Annotated in this window: 10 protein-coding genes; 7 read left to right on the top strand and 3 right to left on the bottom strand. The window is 74.1% G+C overall.

The genetic code is table 11. From position 1 onward, the window contains the following. Positions 1 to 3008, bottom strand: a 3008-nt coding sequence (locus ACW0Q9_RS21170) for a non-ribosomal peptide synthetase (protein WP_456183912.1), incomplete at its 3' end; no start/stop codon positions are given. Continuing rightward, positions 3005 to 3445, bottom strand: coding sequence for a hypothetical protein (locus ACW0Q9_RS21175; protein ID WP_456183914.1), 441 nt, complete (start codon positions 3443 to 3445; stop codon positions 3005 to 3007). The genes ACW0Q9_RS21175 and ACW0Q9_RS21170, both read right to left, overlap by 4 nt. 279 nt (positions 3446 to 3724) lie before the next feature. Here ACW0Q9_RS21175 and ACW0Q9_RS21180 point away from each other — a divergent pair, with 279 nt between their 5' ends. Then, positions 3725 to 4630: an NAD-dependent epimerase/dehydratase family protein gene (locus ACW0Q9_RS21180; protein ID WP_456183916.1), complete on the top strand. Its 906-nt coding sequence runs from the start codon at positions 3725 to 3727 to the stop codon at positions 4628 to 4630. Between the two features lie 248 nt (positions 4631 to 4878). Beyond that, on the top strand, positions 4879 to 8118 hold the full coding sequence (locus tag ACW0Q9_RS21185) for an Ig-like domain-containing protein (RefSeq protein WP_456183918.1): 3240 nt from the start codon (positions 4879 to 4881) through the stop codon (positions 8116 to 8118). Positions 8119 to 8170: 52 nt separating this feature from the next. On the opposite strand, the gene ACW0Q9_RS21190 is transcribed toward ACW0Q9_RS21185, so the two are convergent. Then, on the bottom strand, positions 8171 to 9220 hold the full coding sequence (locus tag ACW0Q9_RS21190; protein WP_456183920.1) for a zinc-dependent alcohol dehydrogenase family protein: 1050 nt from the start codon (positions 9218 to 9220) through the stop codon (positions 8171 to 8173). A 127-nt stretch (positions 9221 to 9347) separates the two neighbouring features. Between ACW0Q9_RS21190 and ACW0Q9_RS21195 the strand changes: the two genes are divergently transcribed. The 5 genes from ACW0Q9_RS21195 to ACW0Q9_RS21215 all read left to right on the top strand — a co-directional run. Further along, positions 9348 to 10259, top strand: coding sequence for an arginase family protein (locus tag ACW0Q9_RS21195; RefSeq protein ID WP_456183922.1), 912 nt, complete (start codon positions 9348 to 9350; stop codon positions 10257 to 10259). A gap of 256 nt (positions 10260 to 10515) precedes the next feature. After that, positions 10516 to 11799 carry a cytochrome P450 gene (locus tag ACW0Q9_RS21200; RefSeq protein WP_456183924.1) on the top strand — a complete coding sequence of 428 codons (1284 nt, stop codon included), beginning with the start codon at positions 10516 to 10518 and terminating at the stop codon, positions 11797 to 11799. 159 nt (positions 11800 to 11958) lie between these two features. Further along, on the top strand, positions 11959 to 12411 hold the full coding sequence (locus ACW0Q9_RS21205; protein ID WP_456183926.1) for a helix-turn-helix transcriptional regulator: 453 nt from the start codon (positions 11959 to 11961) through the stop codon (positions 12409 to 12411). A 262-nt stretch (positions 12412 to 12673) separates the two neighbouring features. Beyond that, positions 12674 to 15043, top strand: a complete 2370-nt coding sequence (locus ACW0Q9_RS21210) for a nitrate- and nitrite sensing domain-containing protein (protein WP_456183928.1) — start codon at positions 12674 to 12676, stop codon at positions 15041 to 15043. 17 nt (positions 15044 to 15060) lie between these two features. Beyond that, on the top strand, positions 15061 to 15435 hold a 375-nt coding region (locus ACW0Q9_RS21215; RefSeq protein ID WP_456183930.1), incomplete at its 3' end, for a roadblock/LC7 domain-containing protein.

A 15435-nucleotide genomic window follows, 5' to 3' on the forward strand; every position in this document is an offset into this window, starting at 1 on the left:
CGACCGGGAGCGGGCAGCGCGGCGGCGTCCACCTTCCCGTTGCCGGTCAGCGGCAGCGCGTCGAGGAAGACGAATGCGCCGGGAACCAGGTACGGCGGCAGCTCGGTGGCCAGGTCCGCCCGCAGGGCCGGGGCGTCGCGGTCGGGCTCCGCCGCGCCCGCCACGTACGCGACCAGCTGCGGGTCGTCGGGGTCGTCCCGGCGCAGCCGTACCGTCACGTCGCTGTCCGGCAGGCGCCGCCGGATGGCCGCCTCGATCTCACCGCACTCCACCCGGAAGCCGCGCAGCTTGACCTGGTTGTCGATGCGGCCCAGGTATTCGAGGTTCCCGTCGGGGAGCAGGCGCGCCAGGTCGCCGGTGCGGTACAGCCGAGCTCCGGGCACGGACGAGAACGGGTCCGGGACGAACCGCTCGGCCGTCAACCTCGGCTGGTTCAGGTAGCCGCGCGCCACACCGGCTCCACCGATGTACAGCTCGCCGGTCGCACCCGCCGGGACCGGGTTCAGCCACGAGTCGAGCAGGTACAGCTGGGTGTTGGCGATCGGCCGGCCGATGGGGACGGAACCGTCGGTCGGCGTGGCCGGGCCCACCTCGTACGCGGTGCAGGCGACCACGGTCTCCGTCGGCCCGTACTCGTTGAAGAGCGCCGTCCCGGGTGCGTGGGCACGCCAGGGCGCCACCTGGTCGGCGCGCAGAAGCTCGCCGCCCATGACGAAGCAGCGGGTGCGGTCGGCCATCTCCTCCGGGCCGAGCTGGTGGGTGACGAGGTCGAGCTGGGTGGGGGTGATCTTGATCAGCCCGAAGGGCGTCCGTTGCCGGCGCAGCGCCTCGCCCAGCCCCGCGGGTCCGAGGTGCTCGCCGACGACCAGGACGGTGGCCCCGACGGACAGTGGGACCAGCAGGCTCGTGACGGCCAGGTCGAACGCGACCGACGACTGCAGCGGGACGGTGTCCCCGGGCCGTAGCCGGAACGCCTGGGCGGCCCAGCGCAGGTGGTTGCACACGCCGCGGTGCGTGACCATGACGCCCTTGGGGCGGCCCGTGGACCCGGAGGTGTAGATGACGTACGCGAGGTCGTCCGCCGACGGTGCCGGCCGTCGCCGCGGCCGGCGCCTCGGCCCGCCGCCGCGCCCGGGGTCGGCCTCGGGGACCGGTGCGTCCAGGTCCGGCACCAGCAGCGCCGTGCCGTCGGGCACCAGGTGTGCCAGCTCGGGGCGGGTGAGCACGACCGGGGTGGCCGTGTCGTCGAGGACGTGCCGCAGCCGGGCGGGCGGGTTGGACGGATCGATGGGCACGTAGGCCGCGCCGGCCTTCAGCACCGCGAGGATCGCCACGGCGAACGGGACCGAGCGCGGCAGGAGCACACCCACCAGGCCGCCCACGCCGACGCCGCGCCCGCGCAGCGTCTCCGCCAGCGCCTCGGCCCGAATGTGCAACTCGTGATAGCTCAGCGCGGTGTCGCCGTCGGTCACCGCCACGCCGTCGGGGGTCCGGCGCGCCTGCCGCTCGATCAGCAGATGGACCAGGTCGTCCGGCTCGGTGGGGATCGCGGTGCGGTTCCAGTCGACGACGAGCTGCCGGTACTCGTCGGGGGCGAGCATCGCGGCCGAGCCGACCGGTGCGCCCGGATCGGCCACCAGCGACCGCAGCAGCGTCTGGAAGTGTCCGGCGAGGCGGCCCATCGCGTCGTCGTCGAACAGGTCGGTGCGGTACTCCAGCACGGTCCGCACGCCGTCGGCGTTCTCCCGTACCGACACCGTGAGGTCGAACTTGGCGGTGGTGGTGGGCACGTCGAGCGAGGTGACCTCGAGGCCGTCGAGGCGCGGGGGCGCCGCCTCGCGGCCGTACACGAACATCACCTGGAAGAGCGGGGTGAAGCCGGGCTGGCGGGCCGGACGCAGCGATTCGAGCAACGTCCCGAAGGGAAGCTCCTGCCTGCTGAAGGCGTCGAGAGCGGCGGTACGCACCCGCCCGAGCAGCGTCTCGAACGACGGGTTGTCGTCCAGTCGGGCCCGGACCGCGACGGTGTTCAGCAGCAGCCCGACGAGCTGCTGCGCCTCGGCCCGCTGCCGGTTGGCCACCGGCGTACCCACCACGATGTCGCGCTGCCCCGTCCAGCGCGCCAGCAGCACGTGCAGCGCGGCGAGCATGACCATGTACGGGGAGACACCCGTCCGTCGGCACAGCGCCATCAGCGCCTCCGTGGACACCTCCAGCGGGAGCGCCAGGCTGGCCCCCGCGCTCGACGGCACGGTGGGCCGGGGCGCGCGGGTGGGCAGCTCCAGGACGGCCGGGGCGTCCGCGAGCTGCGCCCGCCAGTATTCGAGCTGGGTGGCTGCCTCCGCGCCGCGGAGCCAGTCCTGCTGCCACGCCGCGTGGTCGCGCAGGTCGGCGCCGACCGGGGCGAGGTCGGCCGGCCGCCCCGCGCGGTGCGCGGCATAGAGCAGTTCCCACTCGTCGTGCAGGATGCCGAGCGACCATTCGTCCACCGCGACGTGGTGGAAGGTCAGCAGGAGGACGTGCTCCTCCGGTGCGCAGCGCAGCAGGAGGGCCCGCAGCACCGGGCCGCGTTCCAGGTCGATCGGGCTGCCCGCCTCGGCCTGCATCCGGGCCCGCACCTCCTGGTCGCGCTGCCAGGTGGGCAGCCCGCTCAGGTCGTGCACCCGCAGCAGGCCCGGGCGCGGTTCGTGGACCACCTGGACCAGGCGCCGGGCCGCGTCGTCGCCCGACGGTCCGGCCGGATCGTCCGCGGCCGGCGCCAGGGTGGTGCGCAGCGCGGTGTGCCGGGCCACCAACCCGTCGAGCGCCGCCGACAGCGCGGCCACGTCGAGCGGACCGTGCAGCCGGTACGCCAGCGGCACCAGGTAGGTGGCCGTCCCGGGGTCGAGGCGGCTGAGCTGCCACATCTGGCGTTGCGCGGCCGAGGCCGGTGCCGGTACGGCGCCCACCGGGCCGTCCCGGAGCGGGGTGTCCGGCGTGGATCGCCGGGACCTCAGGACGTCGGTCATCGCGTCCGCCTCCTCTGCTCGCGCACCGGCCGGCGCGGCGCCGCCCACGCGCCGGCCCGGTCCACCAGTTGCTCGTGATCGGGTATCGGACACCTGTCGCTGACGGCCGGCCGACGTGCGGTCGGGTCGGCCCGGTCGAGCACCGCCGTGGGCACGGCGCGGGGCGGCGGGGACGCGGCCGACCGGCGGATCGGATCCGCAGATCGGGAATTGGCGCAGCCAGCCCTCGTGATCAGCTCATTCATGCGGCAGGTGCAGATCCCTCGATGGGAAATGCCTGTCCACATGATGGCATCGGTGATCTTCGGCCGGATCCCCGGATCGTGCCGGTCATCGATGCGTTCGGCCAGCCGGGTCGCACGTTCGTCTATTTCTCGATTGGCGGCAACTTTTCTGACTGCGCAACGCGTCGGCGTCTGCCCCGGCAGGCCATCCACCGCCCGCCACCTGCGGCTTCACCGGGTCTACGGTGTTTTCGGAGGGACCGTCCACCGGGTGGCGAGGCAGCCGGGGCCGGTGAATGTCCGGAGGTGGACGATTAGCCGGATCGACGGGTGATGCCCTCTTCTAGGTGACCTGAGCCGCCCCTATCTCCATTTCGGAGACAGTTTTTGTATGCGCGCGGATGGTGTGCATGGCCCCGTTTCCACCCGACCGGACGCGCGAAGTCCCGGGCCGCGCGCACGGCGTGCGCCGTGGCAGGAAAGGATGTCGGCATGACCGACCCTGTGCTGCCCTCCCTCCCTCGGCGTGTCGTCGTCACCGGCGCCGCCGGAAAGCTCGGTCGCGCCGTGGTCGCGCACCTGCGCGCGGCCGGCGTCGACGTGCTCGCGGTGGACCGCGCCGGCGGTCGCGACCCGCGCGACGTCGAGGGCGAGTTCCTCCTGGTCGACCTCACCGACTACGGGCAGGTGGTGGAGGCGTTCACCGGCGGCGCCGACGAGCACGCCGGCGGCGTCGAGGCGGTGGTGCACCTCGCGGCGGTCCCGGCGCCCGGGCTGCTGCCCAACGCGGTGACCTTCGCGAACAACTCGGCCGCGACGTACAACGTCTTCGCCGCGGCCCGGGCGGCCGGGATCAGGCGGGTGGTGTGGGCGTCGAGCGAGACCGTGCTGGGGCTGCCGTTCGACACCCCGCCGCCGTACGCGCCGGTGGACGAGGAGTACCCGCCGCGCCCGGAGTCGACGTACTCGCTCAACAAGGCCCTCGAGGAGGAGATGGCGCGGCACTTCTGCCGCTGGGACCCGGAGCTGGTCATGGTCGGCCTGCGCTTCTCCAACGTGATGGACGTCGAGGACTACGCGGGGTTCCCCGCCTTCCACGCCGATCCGGCGCTGCGCCGCTGGAACCTCTGGGGCTACATCGACGCGCGCGACGGCGCCCAGGCGGTCGAGCGGGCGCTCGCCCACGACCGCCCCGGCGCCGACGTCTTCATCATCGCCAACGCCGACACCGTGATGACCAGGTCCAGTGCCAGCCTGATGGCCGAGGTCTACCCGGACGTCGAGGTCCGCCGGGAACTCGGCGAGCACGAGACCCTGCTCTGCATCGACAAGGCCCGCCGGGTGCTGGGCTACCAGCCGCGCCACTCCTGGCGCGACCACGTCGAGCCCACCGGCTGATCCGTCGATCGGCGGGCCGGAGCCCCGGTGAGCAGGGCCGCGCCATCCGATCGGGGGACAGGGTCTCGATTCGACGGTGGTGCGGCCCGCCGGTGCGGCCGGAATTGGTGCCGTGCGGTGGAAACCCGGTGCGGCGCGGTACCGCGAAAAGACCCTGCCTTCTACGGTGACGTCCGGCACGCGGGCGGGTGGACGTTGCCGGGAACCGACCCGGTGGTGCCGTCTCGGGCGTTCACAGGGAGTGATGGATGAAGGTCTGGAGTCGCACCGTCGCGGGTCTGGTCGCCGGGGCCGCCGTGGTGATGGGCGTACCGGCGGTCGCGGGCACCGTGGCGACCACGCTCACCGCCACGGACGCCGGCGCCACCGCACGGACCGGCGCGGCGGCGATGAGCAGCGGCAGCGCGCTCGGCGCGGCGCGCACGGTCGCCACCGCGGCGGCGGTGGTCCCGGGGGACACCCGGCTGGTGCCGAGCGTTCCGCGTACCGACACGCCGAGGATCACCAACGGCGAGATCAAGGATCTGGAGGTGATCGGCAACCGGGTCTTCATCGCCGGCACCTTCACCTCGATCGCCAACGTCGGCGCGACGGCGATCACGCAGCGGTCGCTGGCGTCGTACAACCTGGACACCGGGAAGATCGACACCGGCTTCCGGCCGACGTTCGACGGCTCCGTCGAGGCCGTCGAGGCCTCCCCCGACGGCTCGTCGCTCTACGTCGCGGGGTCGTTCAACACGGTCGGCGGCGTCACCAAGCGGAAGATCGTGCGGCTCAACCCGACCACCGGCGCGCCGATCGCGGCGTTCACCGCGACCGCGAACGCCCGCGCCACCGCGCTGGCCGTGAGCAGCACCGCGGTCTACGTGGGCGGCCAGTTCAGCACGGTGAACGGGGTGAGCCGCAGCGGCCTGGTCGCGCTCAACCCCACCACGGGCGCGGTGGACACCGGCTTCAACCTGCCGCTCACCGGCGGCATCGGCGTCGGCGGCATGCTCACCGTGCAGCAGCTCAAGCTGACCCACGACCGGAGCAAGCTGCTCGTCGTCCACACCGGCCGGCAGATCGCCGGCCAGGACCGCTACGGCGTCGGCCTGGTCAACACCGCCACCAAGACGCTGCTGCCGTGGCGTACCCGGCTGTGGGAGGACAACCTCTCCTTCGTCGGCGGCATCCAGCGGGTGTTCGCCGGTGACATCGCGCCGGACGACTCCTACTTCGTGGTCACCAGCGGCTCGGGCGGCGACCGCCCGCCGATCAACGACACCGCGATCGCGTACCCGCTCACCGGCGCCGACAACGTGCAGCCGCTCTGGGTGTCGCGGCACTTCGACAGCGTCTACTCGGTCGCCATCACCGCCACCGCCGTGTACGTGGGCGGCCACTTCAGCTGGCAGGAGTCGCCGACCTCCAACGTCCCCTGGCCGGGCCTGGACAACGTCGGGTACGGCACCGGCCAGGGCCTGAGCGGCTACGGCCTCGGCGACCAGGTGGTCCGCCGCGACCACCTCGGCGCCCTCGACCCGGCGACCGGCACCGCCCTGGAGTGGAACCCCGGCTCCAACTCGTACGAGGGCGAGAAGGCCATGCTGGCCACCTCCCGCGGTCTCCTCGTCGGCGGCGACGGCAACGTCAAGGGCGGCAAGACGGTCGGCCGGGTCGGCTTCTTCGACCAGTCCCGGGCGCCGGCGCCGTCGGCGGTCGACACCACCATCGTCACGCCCATCGAGGGCGCGGTGAAGCAGGCCAACGAGTCGTTCACGATCGGCGGCCAGGCGCTGACGCCGGCCGGGGTCAGCCGGGTCCAGGTCGAGATCCAGAACCGGAACACCAGCCAGTTCCTCCAGGACGACCTGACGACCTGGGGCGCCGCCAACAGCATCAACGCCACGGTCGCCGCGGTGAACACGGCCTCGACCACGTGGACGCTGCCGGTCTCGCTGCCCTCCGGCGTCTACCAGATCCAGGCGAAGACGTTCGGCCGCGACGGCGTCGGTGACGCCACGAAGGCCGTCAAGAAGATCGAGGCCTTCCGCTTCGACGACCTGCCGCCGTCGACGCGGATCGACTCGCCGCCCGGCGGCCTGCTCGCCACGAAGACCTTCGTGGCCACCGGCACCGCCACCGACGACAAGGGCGTCAGCTCGCTGATCTACTCGTTCCGCACCCCGGACAACCGGTACCTGCAGGACGACGGGACCGTCGCCGCGGTCTACAACACCTTCCGCGGCGAGCCGGACGTGATCGGCGCGCTGTCGACCACCTGGCAGTTCGAGGTGGCCCTGCCGATCGAGGGCCAGTGGAAGATGACCGCCACCTCGGTCGACACCGCCGGCCAGAGTGACCTGCGCGGCGACACCCGGGACTGGACCGTCTCGTCGACCGGCGTCCCGCCGACGGTGGCCATCAGCGCGCCCGCGCCGATGACCCCGCCGACCGCGGCCGCCCCGGTCACCGTCGCGCCCGGCGCCGCGATCACCTTCGCCGGCACCGCCCAGGACGACGACGCCGTCCGGTCGGTCGAGATCTACCTGCGCAACAGCACCACGCGGGAGTCCCTGGCCGCCGACGGCACGTGGGGCGCCGACTCGGTCGCCGCCTACTACCGCATCTCGCCGACCAACCTCAGCGCCGCGTCGTACTCCTGGTCCTTCACCACGGTGCCGCTCACCCCGGGGGTCTACGACTTCCGGGTACGGGCCACCGACAGCCTGGGTCTGACCACGTCCGGCACGAGCATGGGCCGGCTCAGCGTCACCGCGCAGGTGCCCGGCGACGCGTTCCCGAACGGCCTGCTGAGCTTCACCGGGGTCGACCAGAACGTCGACGAGCTGCACCTCAACCTGGCCGGCACGGCGACCGACGACAAGGGCGTGCAGAGCGTCCGGGTGGCGCTGCGCGACCTGGACACCGGCCGGTACGTGCAGCCGAACGGCACCATGGCCGCCGCCTTCGCCACGGTGAACGCCACGCTGGCCGCGCCGGGCGCGACGAGCACCGCGTTCACCCTGTCGATCGACCTGCCGACCAAGGGCGAGTACAGCGTCGAGGCGTGGGCCGTCGACACGGCGGGCCAGCAGGACGGCTCGACCTCCGGCGCCACGGCGCGGTACCTCGTGTACCCGGGTGACCTCGATCCGCGGCTGGAGCCGAGCATCACCCCGGTCGAGGGCCAGGCCTACACCGGCGGCCGGATCGTGGTCACCGGACGGGCGGTCGACGACATCGGGATGCTCCGCGTGGACATCCAGATCTCCAACAGCGCGGGCCAGGGGATGAACGCCGCCGGCACCTTCAGCACGCCGAGCACTCCCGGCAACTTCCCGTGGATCGCGTCCTTCCTGACCAGCCCGGGTTCCCCGGGGTCGAACTTCGCGTACACCTCGCCGGTGATCCCGGCGGGCACCTACACCGTCTCGATCCGCGGCACCGACAACTACGGGCAGCTCCAGCAGCCACCGCGGACCGTCTCGGTGACCGTCAGCTGAGCCGATCGGCCGCGGACCGGTCCAGCCCTCGGGCCGGACCGGTCCGCGCCGTTCAGCGCGGGGTGATGAGGCACATGCCGCCGGACGCCGGACGGTCCATCGTGGCCAGCGCCTCGGGCACCTCGTCGAGGCCGATGGTGCGGGTGATCAGCTCGCCGGGGCGCAGCACGCCGGCGGTGACCAGCCGGAGCAGGTCCGGGTAGGCGTGCGCGGCCATGCCGTGGCTGCCGCGCAACTCCAGTTCGTACGCGATCACCAGCTCCATCGGCAGCGCCGGACGGCCCTGCGCGGCCGGGAGGAGGCCGACCTGGACGTGCCGGCCGCGCCGCCGCAGGCTCTCGACGGACGCCACGCAGGTGGCGGGACTGCCCAGCGCGTCGACCGACAGGTGGGCGCCGCCGCCGGTCGCCTCCCGGACGGCCGCGGCCACCGCGCCGGGCCCGGTGAGCGCGCCGCCGTCCAGGCAGACCGCCGCCCCGCAGCGCCGGGCGAGTTCCAGCGCGCCGGGGGAGATGTCGACCGCCACCACCCGCGCGCCGCAGGCTGCCGCGATCATCACGGCCGACAGGCCCACGCCACCGCAGCCGTGCACGGCCACCCACTCGCCCGCGGCCACCCGCCCCTGGGACACGACGGCCCGGAACGCCGTGGCGAAGCGGCAGCCGAGGGCCGCCGCGGTCGGGTGGTCCAGGTCGTCGGGGAGCCGGACCAGGTTGACGTCGGCGTGCCGCACCACCACGTACTCGGCGAACGAACCCCAGTGGGTGAAGCCCGGCTGCGTCTGCCGTTCGCAGACCTGCTGGTCGCCGGCGAGGCAGGCGGGGCACTGCCCGCACGCGCAGACGAAGGGCGCGGTGACCCGGTCGCCGGGCCGCCAGCCGCGCACGCCCGCACCGACCGCCGCGACCACACCGGCGAACTCGTGCCCGGGGACGTGCGGAGGGCGGACGTCGGGGTCGTGCCCCCGCCACCCGTGCCAGTCGCTGCGGCACAACCCCGTCGCCTCGACCCGGACGACCGCGCCGTCGGGCGGCGCCAACGGGTCGGGCACGTCGCGGACCTCGGGTCGGGCACCGAACTCGTCGAAGATCACGGCACGCATGTCCCGCATCCTCACACGCGTGGGCGATCAGCGCGGACGGCGGCGTCCCGTGCCCGGCTGCGGTCCTGGTGGGGCGGCCGGCGCATATCGCCGCTTCCCGCGTGGGGCGGATGCCACGATGGGGGGCGTGACAGCGCCGGGCTGGTATCTCGTGGGGGCGCCGTGGGACTGCTCGGGGCTCGGCCGGGGCGAGCGGCTCGCGCCGGCGGCGCTGCGCGCGGCCGGGCTGTCGGATCTCGTCCCCGACGACGCCGGGGACGCGCCGATCGTCATCGACGACGACCGGCGGGACGACGCCACCGGCGTCCGCGCGCTGGGACAGACCAGCCGGGCCGCGCGGGTGCTGGCCGACCGGCTCGCCGAGGCCGCCGGGCGCCGGCCCGGCCGCCGGCCGCTGGTGCTCGGCGGTGACTGCAGCCTGCTGCTCGGTGTCCTGCCCTGGTTGCGCCGGGACCGCGGCCGGGTGGGCCTCTGGTTCGTCGACGGACACCCCGACTTCCTCGACGGCGCCGCCTCGCCGACGGGGGAGACGGCCGACATGGACCTGGCCCTGCTCACCGGCTCCGGTCCCGCGCAGCTCACCACGCCGGCCGGGGTGACCGCGCCGCTCGTCGCGCCCGCCGACGTGGTGCTGATCGGCCACCGGACCCGCGACCTCGACCCGGAGGCCGCCGCCGAGGTGGCCCGGCTGCCCGACAGCATCCGGCGCATCGACGCCCCGGCGGTCGTCGACGCGCCGCGGCGGTGCGGCGAGCGCGCCGCGGCCCTGCTGGCCGACGTCGACGGGGGAGTCTGGCTGCACGTCGACTGCGACGTCCTCGACCCGGCGGCCATGCCGGCCGTCAGTTATCCGCAACCCGGCGGACCGACCCTCGGACAGCTGGCCGATCTCCTGGCGCCGCTCTTCGCCTCGCCCCGGCTGCTCGGCGTGAGCGTCGCCGACTTCCGGCCCGACCTGGATCCGGCGGGCGCCCACGCGGCAGCGCTGGTCGCGCTGTTACGCGAGTTCCTGTCCGTCGACACGCCACCCAGCTCCTGACGGCTGGTCATCGCATTTCCCGGATGCTTCTGGTGACGCCCCGGTAAGGTCGTTCCCGCTGCTCATTGCGGGTCTCGGTGCGCAATGGTCAGGCCGCAAATTGCAGATGGGCAAAGGAATTGACGAGGCCACAAGAACGCGATTCCCAAGCAAATCCCATTGACGTCGACAAATCTTGACTAGTGTCGTCGCGGGGCGCACCGTGAAAGGCGCCGGCACCCGAGAGGTCGCCGGGTCGCCATTTCAGGAGGCGGTCATGCGATGGAACCCGTTCGCCGGCGCGTATCTCGCCGACCCGGCGCAGGTGTGGCGGCGGCTCCTCGACTCGCCGGGCGGGGTGCACCACGACGAGGACCTCGGGCTGTGGCTGATCACCCGGCACGCCGACGTGCGACGGGCGCTCGGTGACACCGAGAGCTTCGGCAACGCCCTCACCCTCGCGCCGGTCTACGACGTCTGCCCGGAGGCGCTGGCCGTCATCATGCGGATCGACGCCCCGCCCACCACGGCCGCCGCGGATCCGCCGGTGCATCCGCGGACCCGCCGGGCCCTGCGGGCCACCTTCGCCAACACCGGCGGCCGGGTCGAGCAGCGGTACGGCGCGATCGTCCGGCGCCGGGTCGACGAACTGGTGTCCCGGCTCGCCGCCCGTGCCGGCCAGCAGGTCGACCTCGTCCCGGAGTTCACCACCGAGCTGCCCCTGCTCGTCCTGCTCGACCTCCTCGGCGTGCCGGAGCGGGACATCGCCCGCGTCCGGGCCTGGGCCGACGGCCAGATCGCCCTGGTCTGGGGGCGGCCCGACCCGGCGGAACAGGTCCGGCTCGCCCGGGGCCTGCTGGAGTTCTGGCGCTACTGCCAGGAACTCGTGCGCGACCGGCTCGACGGTGGCCGGCCCGGCGACGGCTACGTGGACCAGCTGCTCGCGTACCGGAACGGCGACGACGAGGTGCTCACGGTCGCCGAGGTGTCGAGCATCGTGTTCAACCTCCTGGTCGCCGGGCACGAGACCACGGCCGGTCTGCTCGCCCACGCGCTGGACCAGGCGCTCTCCGACCCCGACCGGTGGCGGACGCTCGCCGCGGAGCCGCACCGGGTCCCCGCGTTCCTCGCCGAGACACTGCGCTTCGCGCCGGCCATCGATGGGTGGCTGCGGGTGACCAACCGGCCGGTCACCATGGGCGGCGTCACCATCCCGGCCGGGGCGCGCTGCCTGCTGCTGATCGGCGCCGCCAACCGGGATCCGGCGGTGTTCGCCCACCCGGACCGGTTCGATCCGGAGCGGACCGACGCGACCGACCACCTCTCCTTCGGGCACGGGCCCCACTTCTGCATCGGCGCGGCCCTGGCGCGGCTGGAGGCCGGGATCGCGCTCACCCGGCTCGCCGCGGCCGTGCCCGGGCTGCGGCTGGCCCCCGGCCACCGCCGGTCGTACCACGCCAACGTGGCGTTCCGGGCGCACCGCGGCCTGCCGGTGGTCATCGACACGGCGGTGCCGTCCGGCGGCCGGGCCGTGCCCGCCGTCGAGCGGCCGGCGGCCTGACCCGCGTGCCGGGCGTTGACCTGCGGAGGCGGTCACGCAGCGGAGTCATGTCTTCACACCCGCCGGTCGATGGGTTAAGAATTGTCCCCTGCGAAGGCCCAGTCATCACCCCACCCCGATCTGATGCCGATGCCGACCCGGCGTCGCGAAGGTGAGCACATGGATCGCACGCCGCCGTCGAGCGCCGCTCACTCCGCGGCCAGCCACCGGTTCCGCGCCGAGTTGCGTCGCTGGCGGACACGGCAGGGGCTGACCCAGCGGGCGCTGGCGGAGCTGGTGCGGTTCAGCCGCGAGACGGTCGCCGCGGTCGAGTCCGGTCGCCGGTTCGGCAGCCAGGAGTTCGCCGTGCGCTGCGACGAGGTGCTGTGCACCGGGGGCCGGCTGGCGGCGTTGTGGCCCCAGGTCGCGGCGGAACAGTTGGCCGCGGACGGCCGGCGCGGACCCCGCTTCGGCGAGGTGGCGCGGCTGGACCCGGCGCCGGCCCCCCGGCGCGACGCGCGCGACCCGGAGGCGGTGGTGGCCGCCATCGACGAGTTGCGGGAGCTGATCGGTCAGGTGCTCGGCCAGCCGGAGACCGACGGGCCGCCGTCGCCGGCGCCGGGCCGGCACTGACCCGGCGGGCCGCCGCACCCGGCCGGGCCGGCGCGTGCCGCCGGCGCTGCCAACTCTGGGTACAGATGCTGGTACGGGCTGTTTGTACCACCGTCAGGTCTGGTCTGGGCGCACGGCTTCCGGCGCAATGAGACGTGCAATCCGCAAATGCAGATAGAACTTTGTAGATGAGTGCGGGGAGTCAGCCTTGGCGTCGAGCACGAGGTCCCACGCGGCCCGACCCTACCCGACCCGCCGCCGCGGCTGGAAGATTGCCGCCCGGATGCGCCTCATCGTCGCGGCCCCGCTGGTCGCCGTGCTGGGCTTCGCCGGCCTGGCGCTGACCGAGAGCGCCCGCCAGACCACCCGCGCCAGCGACCTCGGCCTGCTGGCCCAGCTCGGCGCCGAGGCGGGCGACCTGGCCCACCGGCTGCAGAACGAGCGCATCGTCGCCGCCGACCTGCTCACCCGGGGCGCGCCGGAGCAGCAGGACGCCTTCGCGGACGCCACCACCGCCACCGACGCCGCCGTGGCCCACTACCGCCGGCAGCGGGCGAAGCTGCCCGCCGGCTCCGCCGCGGACCAGGCCGTCCTGCCGCGGATCGACGCGGCGCTGACCGGCCTGCCCCCGCTGCGCGCCCAGGTGCGCACCGCGGAGCGCGCCTCGGTGTCGGCCATGACCTTCAGCTACCGGATCGCCATCGCCGACCTGCTCAGCCTCCGCGAGAGCGTCACCCTGGGCGTGGTCAACGCCCGGATCGCGGACGGCATCCGCGCCTCGGCGGCGCTGTCCAAGGTGGCCGAGGCGGTCGGCCAGCAGCAGGTCGCCGTCCTGCGCGCGGTCGCGGCCGACCAGCTGACGCCCGCCATGCAGCAGGACATCACCGCCGCGCGGACCGGCTTCACCGAGTCGAGCCTCGCCTTCCTGGCGCTCGCCCGGCCCGCCTGGCAGGGCTGGTGGGAGCAGGCCGGCAGCGGCGAGAGCGCGCTGCTGCTGCAACGGATGCAGGACCAGGTGTCCCGGAGCGTCGCGGGCAGCCGGCTGGAGCTGGACCTCGACACCTGGGTGACCGCCACGCGGCAGTGGTCCGTGCGCCTGGCCGAGCTGCGCCAGCGGGTCGACGCGGCGGTGCTCGACGACGTCCGCGCCGCGCACGCGGACCAGCGGCGGCGCACGGTGGTGGAAGCGGCGGCCGCCATGGTGGCCCTGTTGCTCACCACGCTGGTCACCTGGGCGGTGGCCCGGCAGATCACCCGGCGGCTCCGGCGGCTGCGGGACGCGGCCAACGCCGTCGCGTTCGAGCGCCTGCCGCAGGTGGTGGCCCGCCTCCAGCAGCCGGACAGCTCCTCGGTGGACCCCGACGAGCTGGCCCGGCGGCAGGCCGCCGACGCGCTGGAACCGTCCAGCGACGACGAGATCGGCGAGGTGGGGCAGGCGTTCACGGCGGTGCACCGCGCGGCGGTGCGCACGGCGGCCGAGCAGGCCGTGATGCGGGCCAACACCGCCGAGATCTTCATCCACCTGAGCCGCCGCGAGCAGCGGCTGGTCGACGCGGTGCTGGCCCAGGTCGACAAGGTCGAGCGGGACGAGACCGACCCGGACCGGCTGCACCAGCTCTACACGCTGGACAACCTGGCCACCCGGATGGGGCGGATCAACGCGAGCCTGCTGGTGCTCGGCGGGGTCGGTGTCGGGCGGGTCCGCCACCACGACGTGCCGCTGCAACAGGTGCTCCAGGCGGCGCAGAGCCAGATCGAGCACTACGCCCGGATCCGCCTCGGCCTGGTCGACGGTGACGTCGCCATCGCCGCCGAGTCCGTCGACGAGGTCGTGCACCTGCTGGCCGAGCTGATGGAGAACGCCACCGGATACGCCCCGCCGGAGACCGAGACCTGGGTGACCGGCCGCAGCCTGGGCGACCGGGTGATCGTCCAGATCAGCGACGAGGGCGTGGGCCTGTCCCCGCAGCGCCGGCAACAGCTCAACGACCTGCTCGTCCGCCCGCCCGCCATCGACGTCGCCGCCGTGCGGGCGATGGGGCTGGTCGTGGTGGGGCAGCTCGCCGCGCGGCTCGGCGTGGCCGTGCAGCTCCGCCCCGGCCCCCGCCGCGGCACCATCGCCGAGGTGGCGCTGCCGGGCGCGATCGTCCGGCCGCTGCCCCCGGAGGAGTTCCTGCTCACCCCCGCCCGACCGTCCCGGCGGGCGGCGCGGACCGCCGTCGCGACTCCGTACCGGGCGGCGCCGGAGCCCTGGGCCGGCAGCCCGGTGGCCGAGCAGGTGCTGCCGGTGGCGCCGGTCTACCGGCCCGCGCCCGGGCCGGACCGCGTCGCCGCGCCCACCGAGGAGCTCGTCATCTTCCACCAGGTCAACCACTGGTTCCAGGCCGACCGTCCGGACGCCGGGAACGGCACGCCGTGGGCCAGCCCCGCCGACGACGCCTGGCGTACGGCGGCCCGGGCCGACTCGCCCGAGGTCGCCGGCACCACCACCTCCGGCCTGCCCAAGCGGCAGCCGCAGCAGCACCTCGTGCCGGGCGGCGTCACCGTGCCGCGGCAGCGCTCCGAGCACCGCGACCCGGCCCGGGTGGCCACCGCGATGGCCGCGTACGCCCGGGGAGTCGCGGGCCGCCGGCCCAATCTGATCAACAACTGACCCGACAGGGAGTGCACGTGACCGACCACCAGGATCTCGGCTGGCTGCTGGACGCCTTCGCCGAGCGCGCCACCGAGGTCAGCCATGCGATCGCCATCTCCAGCGACGGCCTGATGGTGGCCGCCACGCGAGGGCTCCCACCCGACCGGGCCGACCAGCTGGCGGCGACCGGCAGCGGGCTGGTGAGCCTGCTCCGCGGCGCGGCCGCCTTCTTCGACGCCGGCGCGGTGATCTCCAACGTCACCCAGCTCGAGGGCGGCTTCATGTTCTCCATGGCCTTCAACGACGGCGCCTCCCTGCTCGTGCTCGCCGATCCGCAGTGCGACGTCGGCAAGGTCTCCTACGAGATGACCGAGCTGGCGAACCGCATCGGCGACGCCCTGACCCCGGCG

The organism is Micromonospora sp. I033 (assembly GCF_053890995.1).

What these genes read in the sequence shown, in the direction of transcription:
- ACW0Q9_RS21205 (WP_456183926.1), top strand. Translation starts at nt 11,959, where the DNA reads ATGGATCGCACGCCGCCGTCGAGCGCCGCTCACTCCGCGGCCAGCCAC.
- ACW0Q9_RS21210 (WP_456183928.1), top strand. Translation starts at nt 12,674, where the DNA reads ATGCGCCTCATCGTCGCGGCCCCGCTGGTCGCCGTGCTGGGCTTCGCC.
- ACW0Q9_RS21200 (WP_456183924.1), top strand. Translation starts at nt 10,516, where the DNA reads ATGCGATGGAACCCGTTCGCCGGCGCGTATCTCGCCGACCCGGCGCAG.
- ACW0Q9_RS21180 (WP_456183916.1), top strand. Translation starts at nt 3,725, where the DNA reads ATGACCGACCCTGTGCTGCCCTCCCTCCCTCGGCGTGTCGTCGTCACC.
- ACW0Q9_RS21185 (WP_456183918.1), top strand. Translation starts at nt 4,879, where the DNA reads ATGAAGGTCTGGAGTCGCACCGTCGCGGGTCTGGTCGCCGGGGCCGCC.
- ACW0Q9_RS21190 (WP_456183920.1), bottom strand. Translation starts at nt 9,220, where the DNA reads ATGCGTGCCGTGATCTTCGACGAGTTCGGTGCCCGACCCGAGGTCCGC.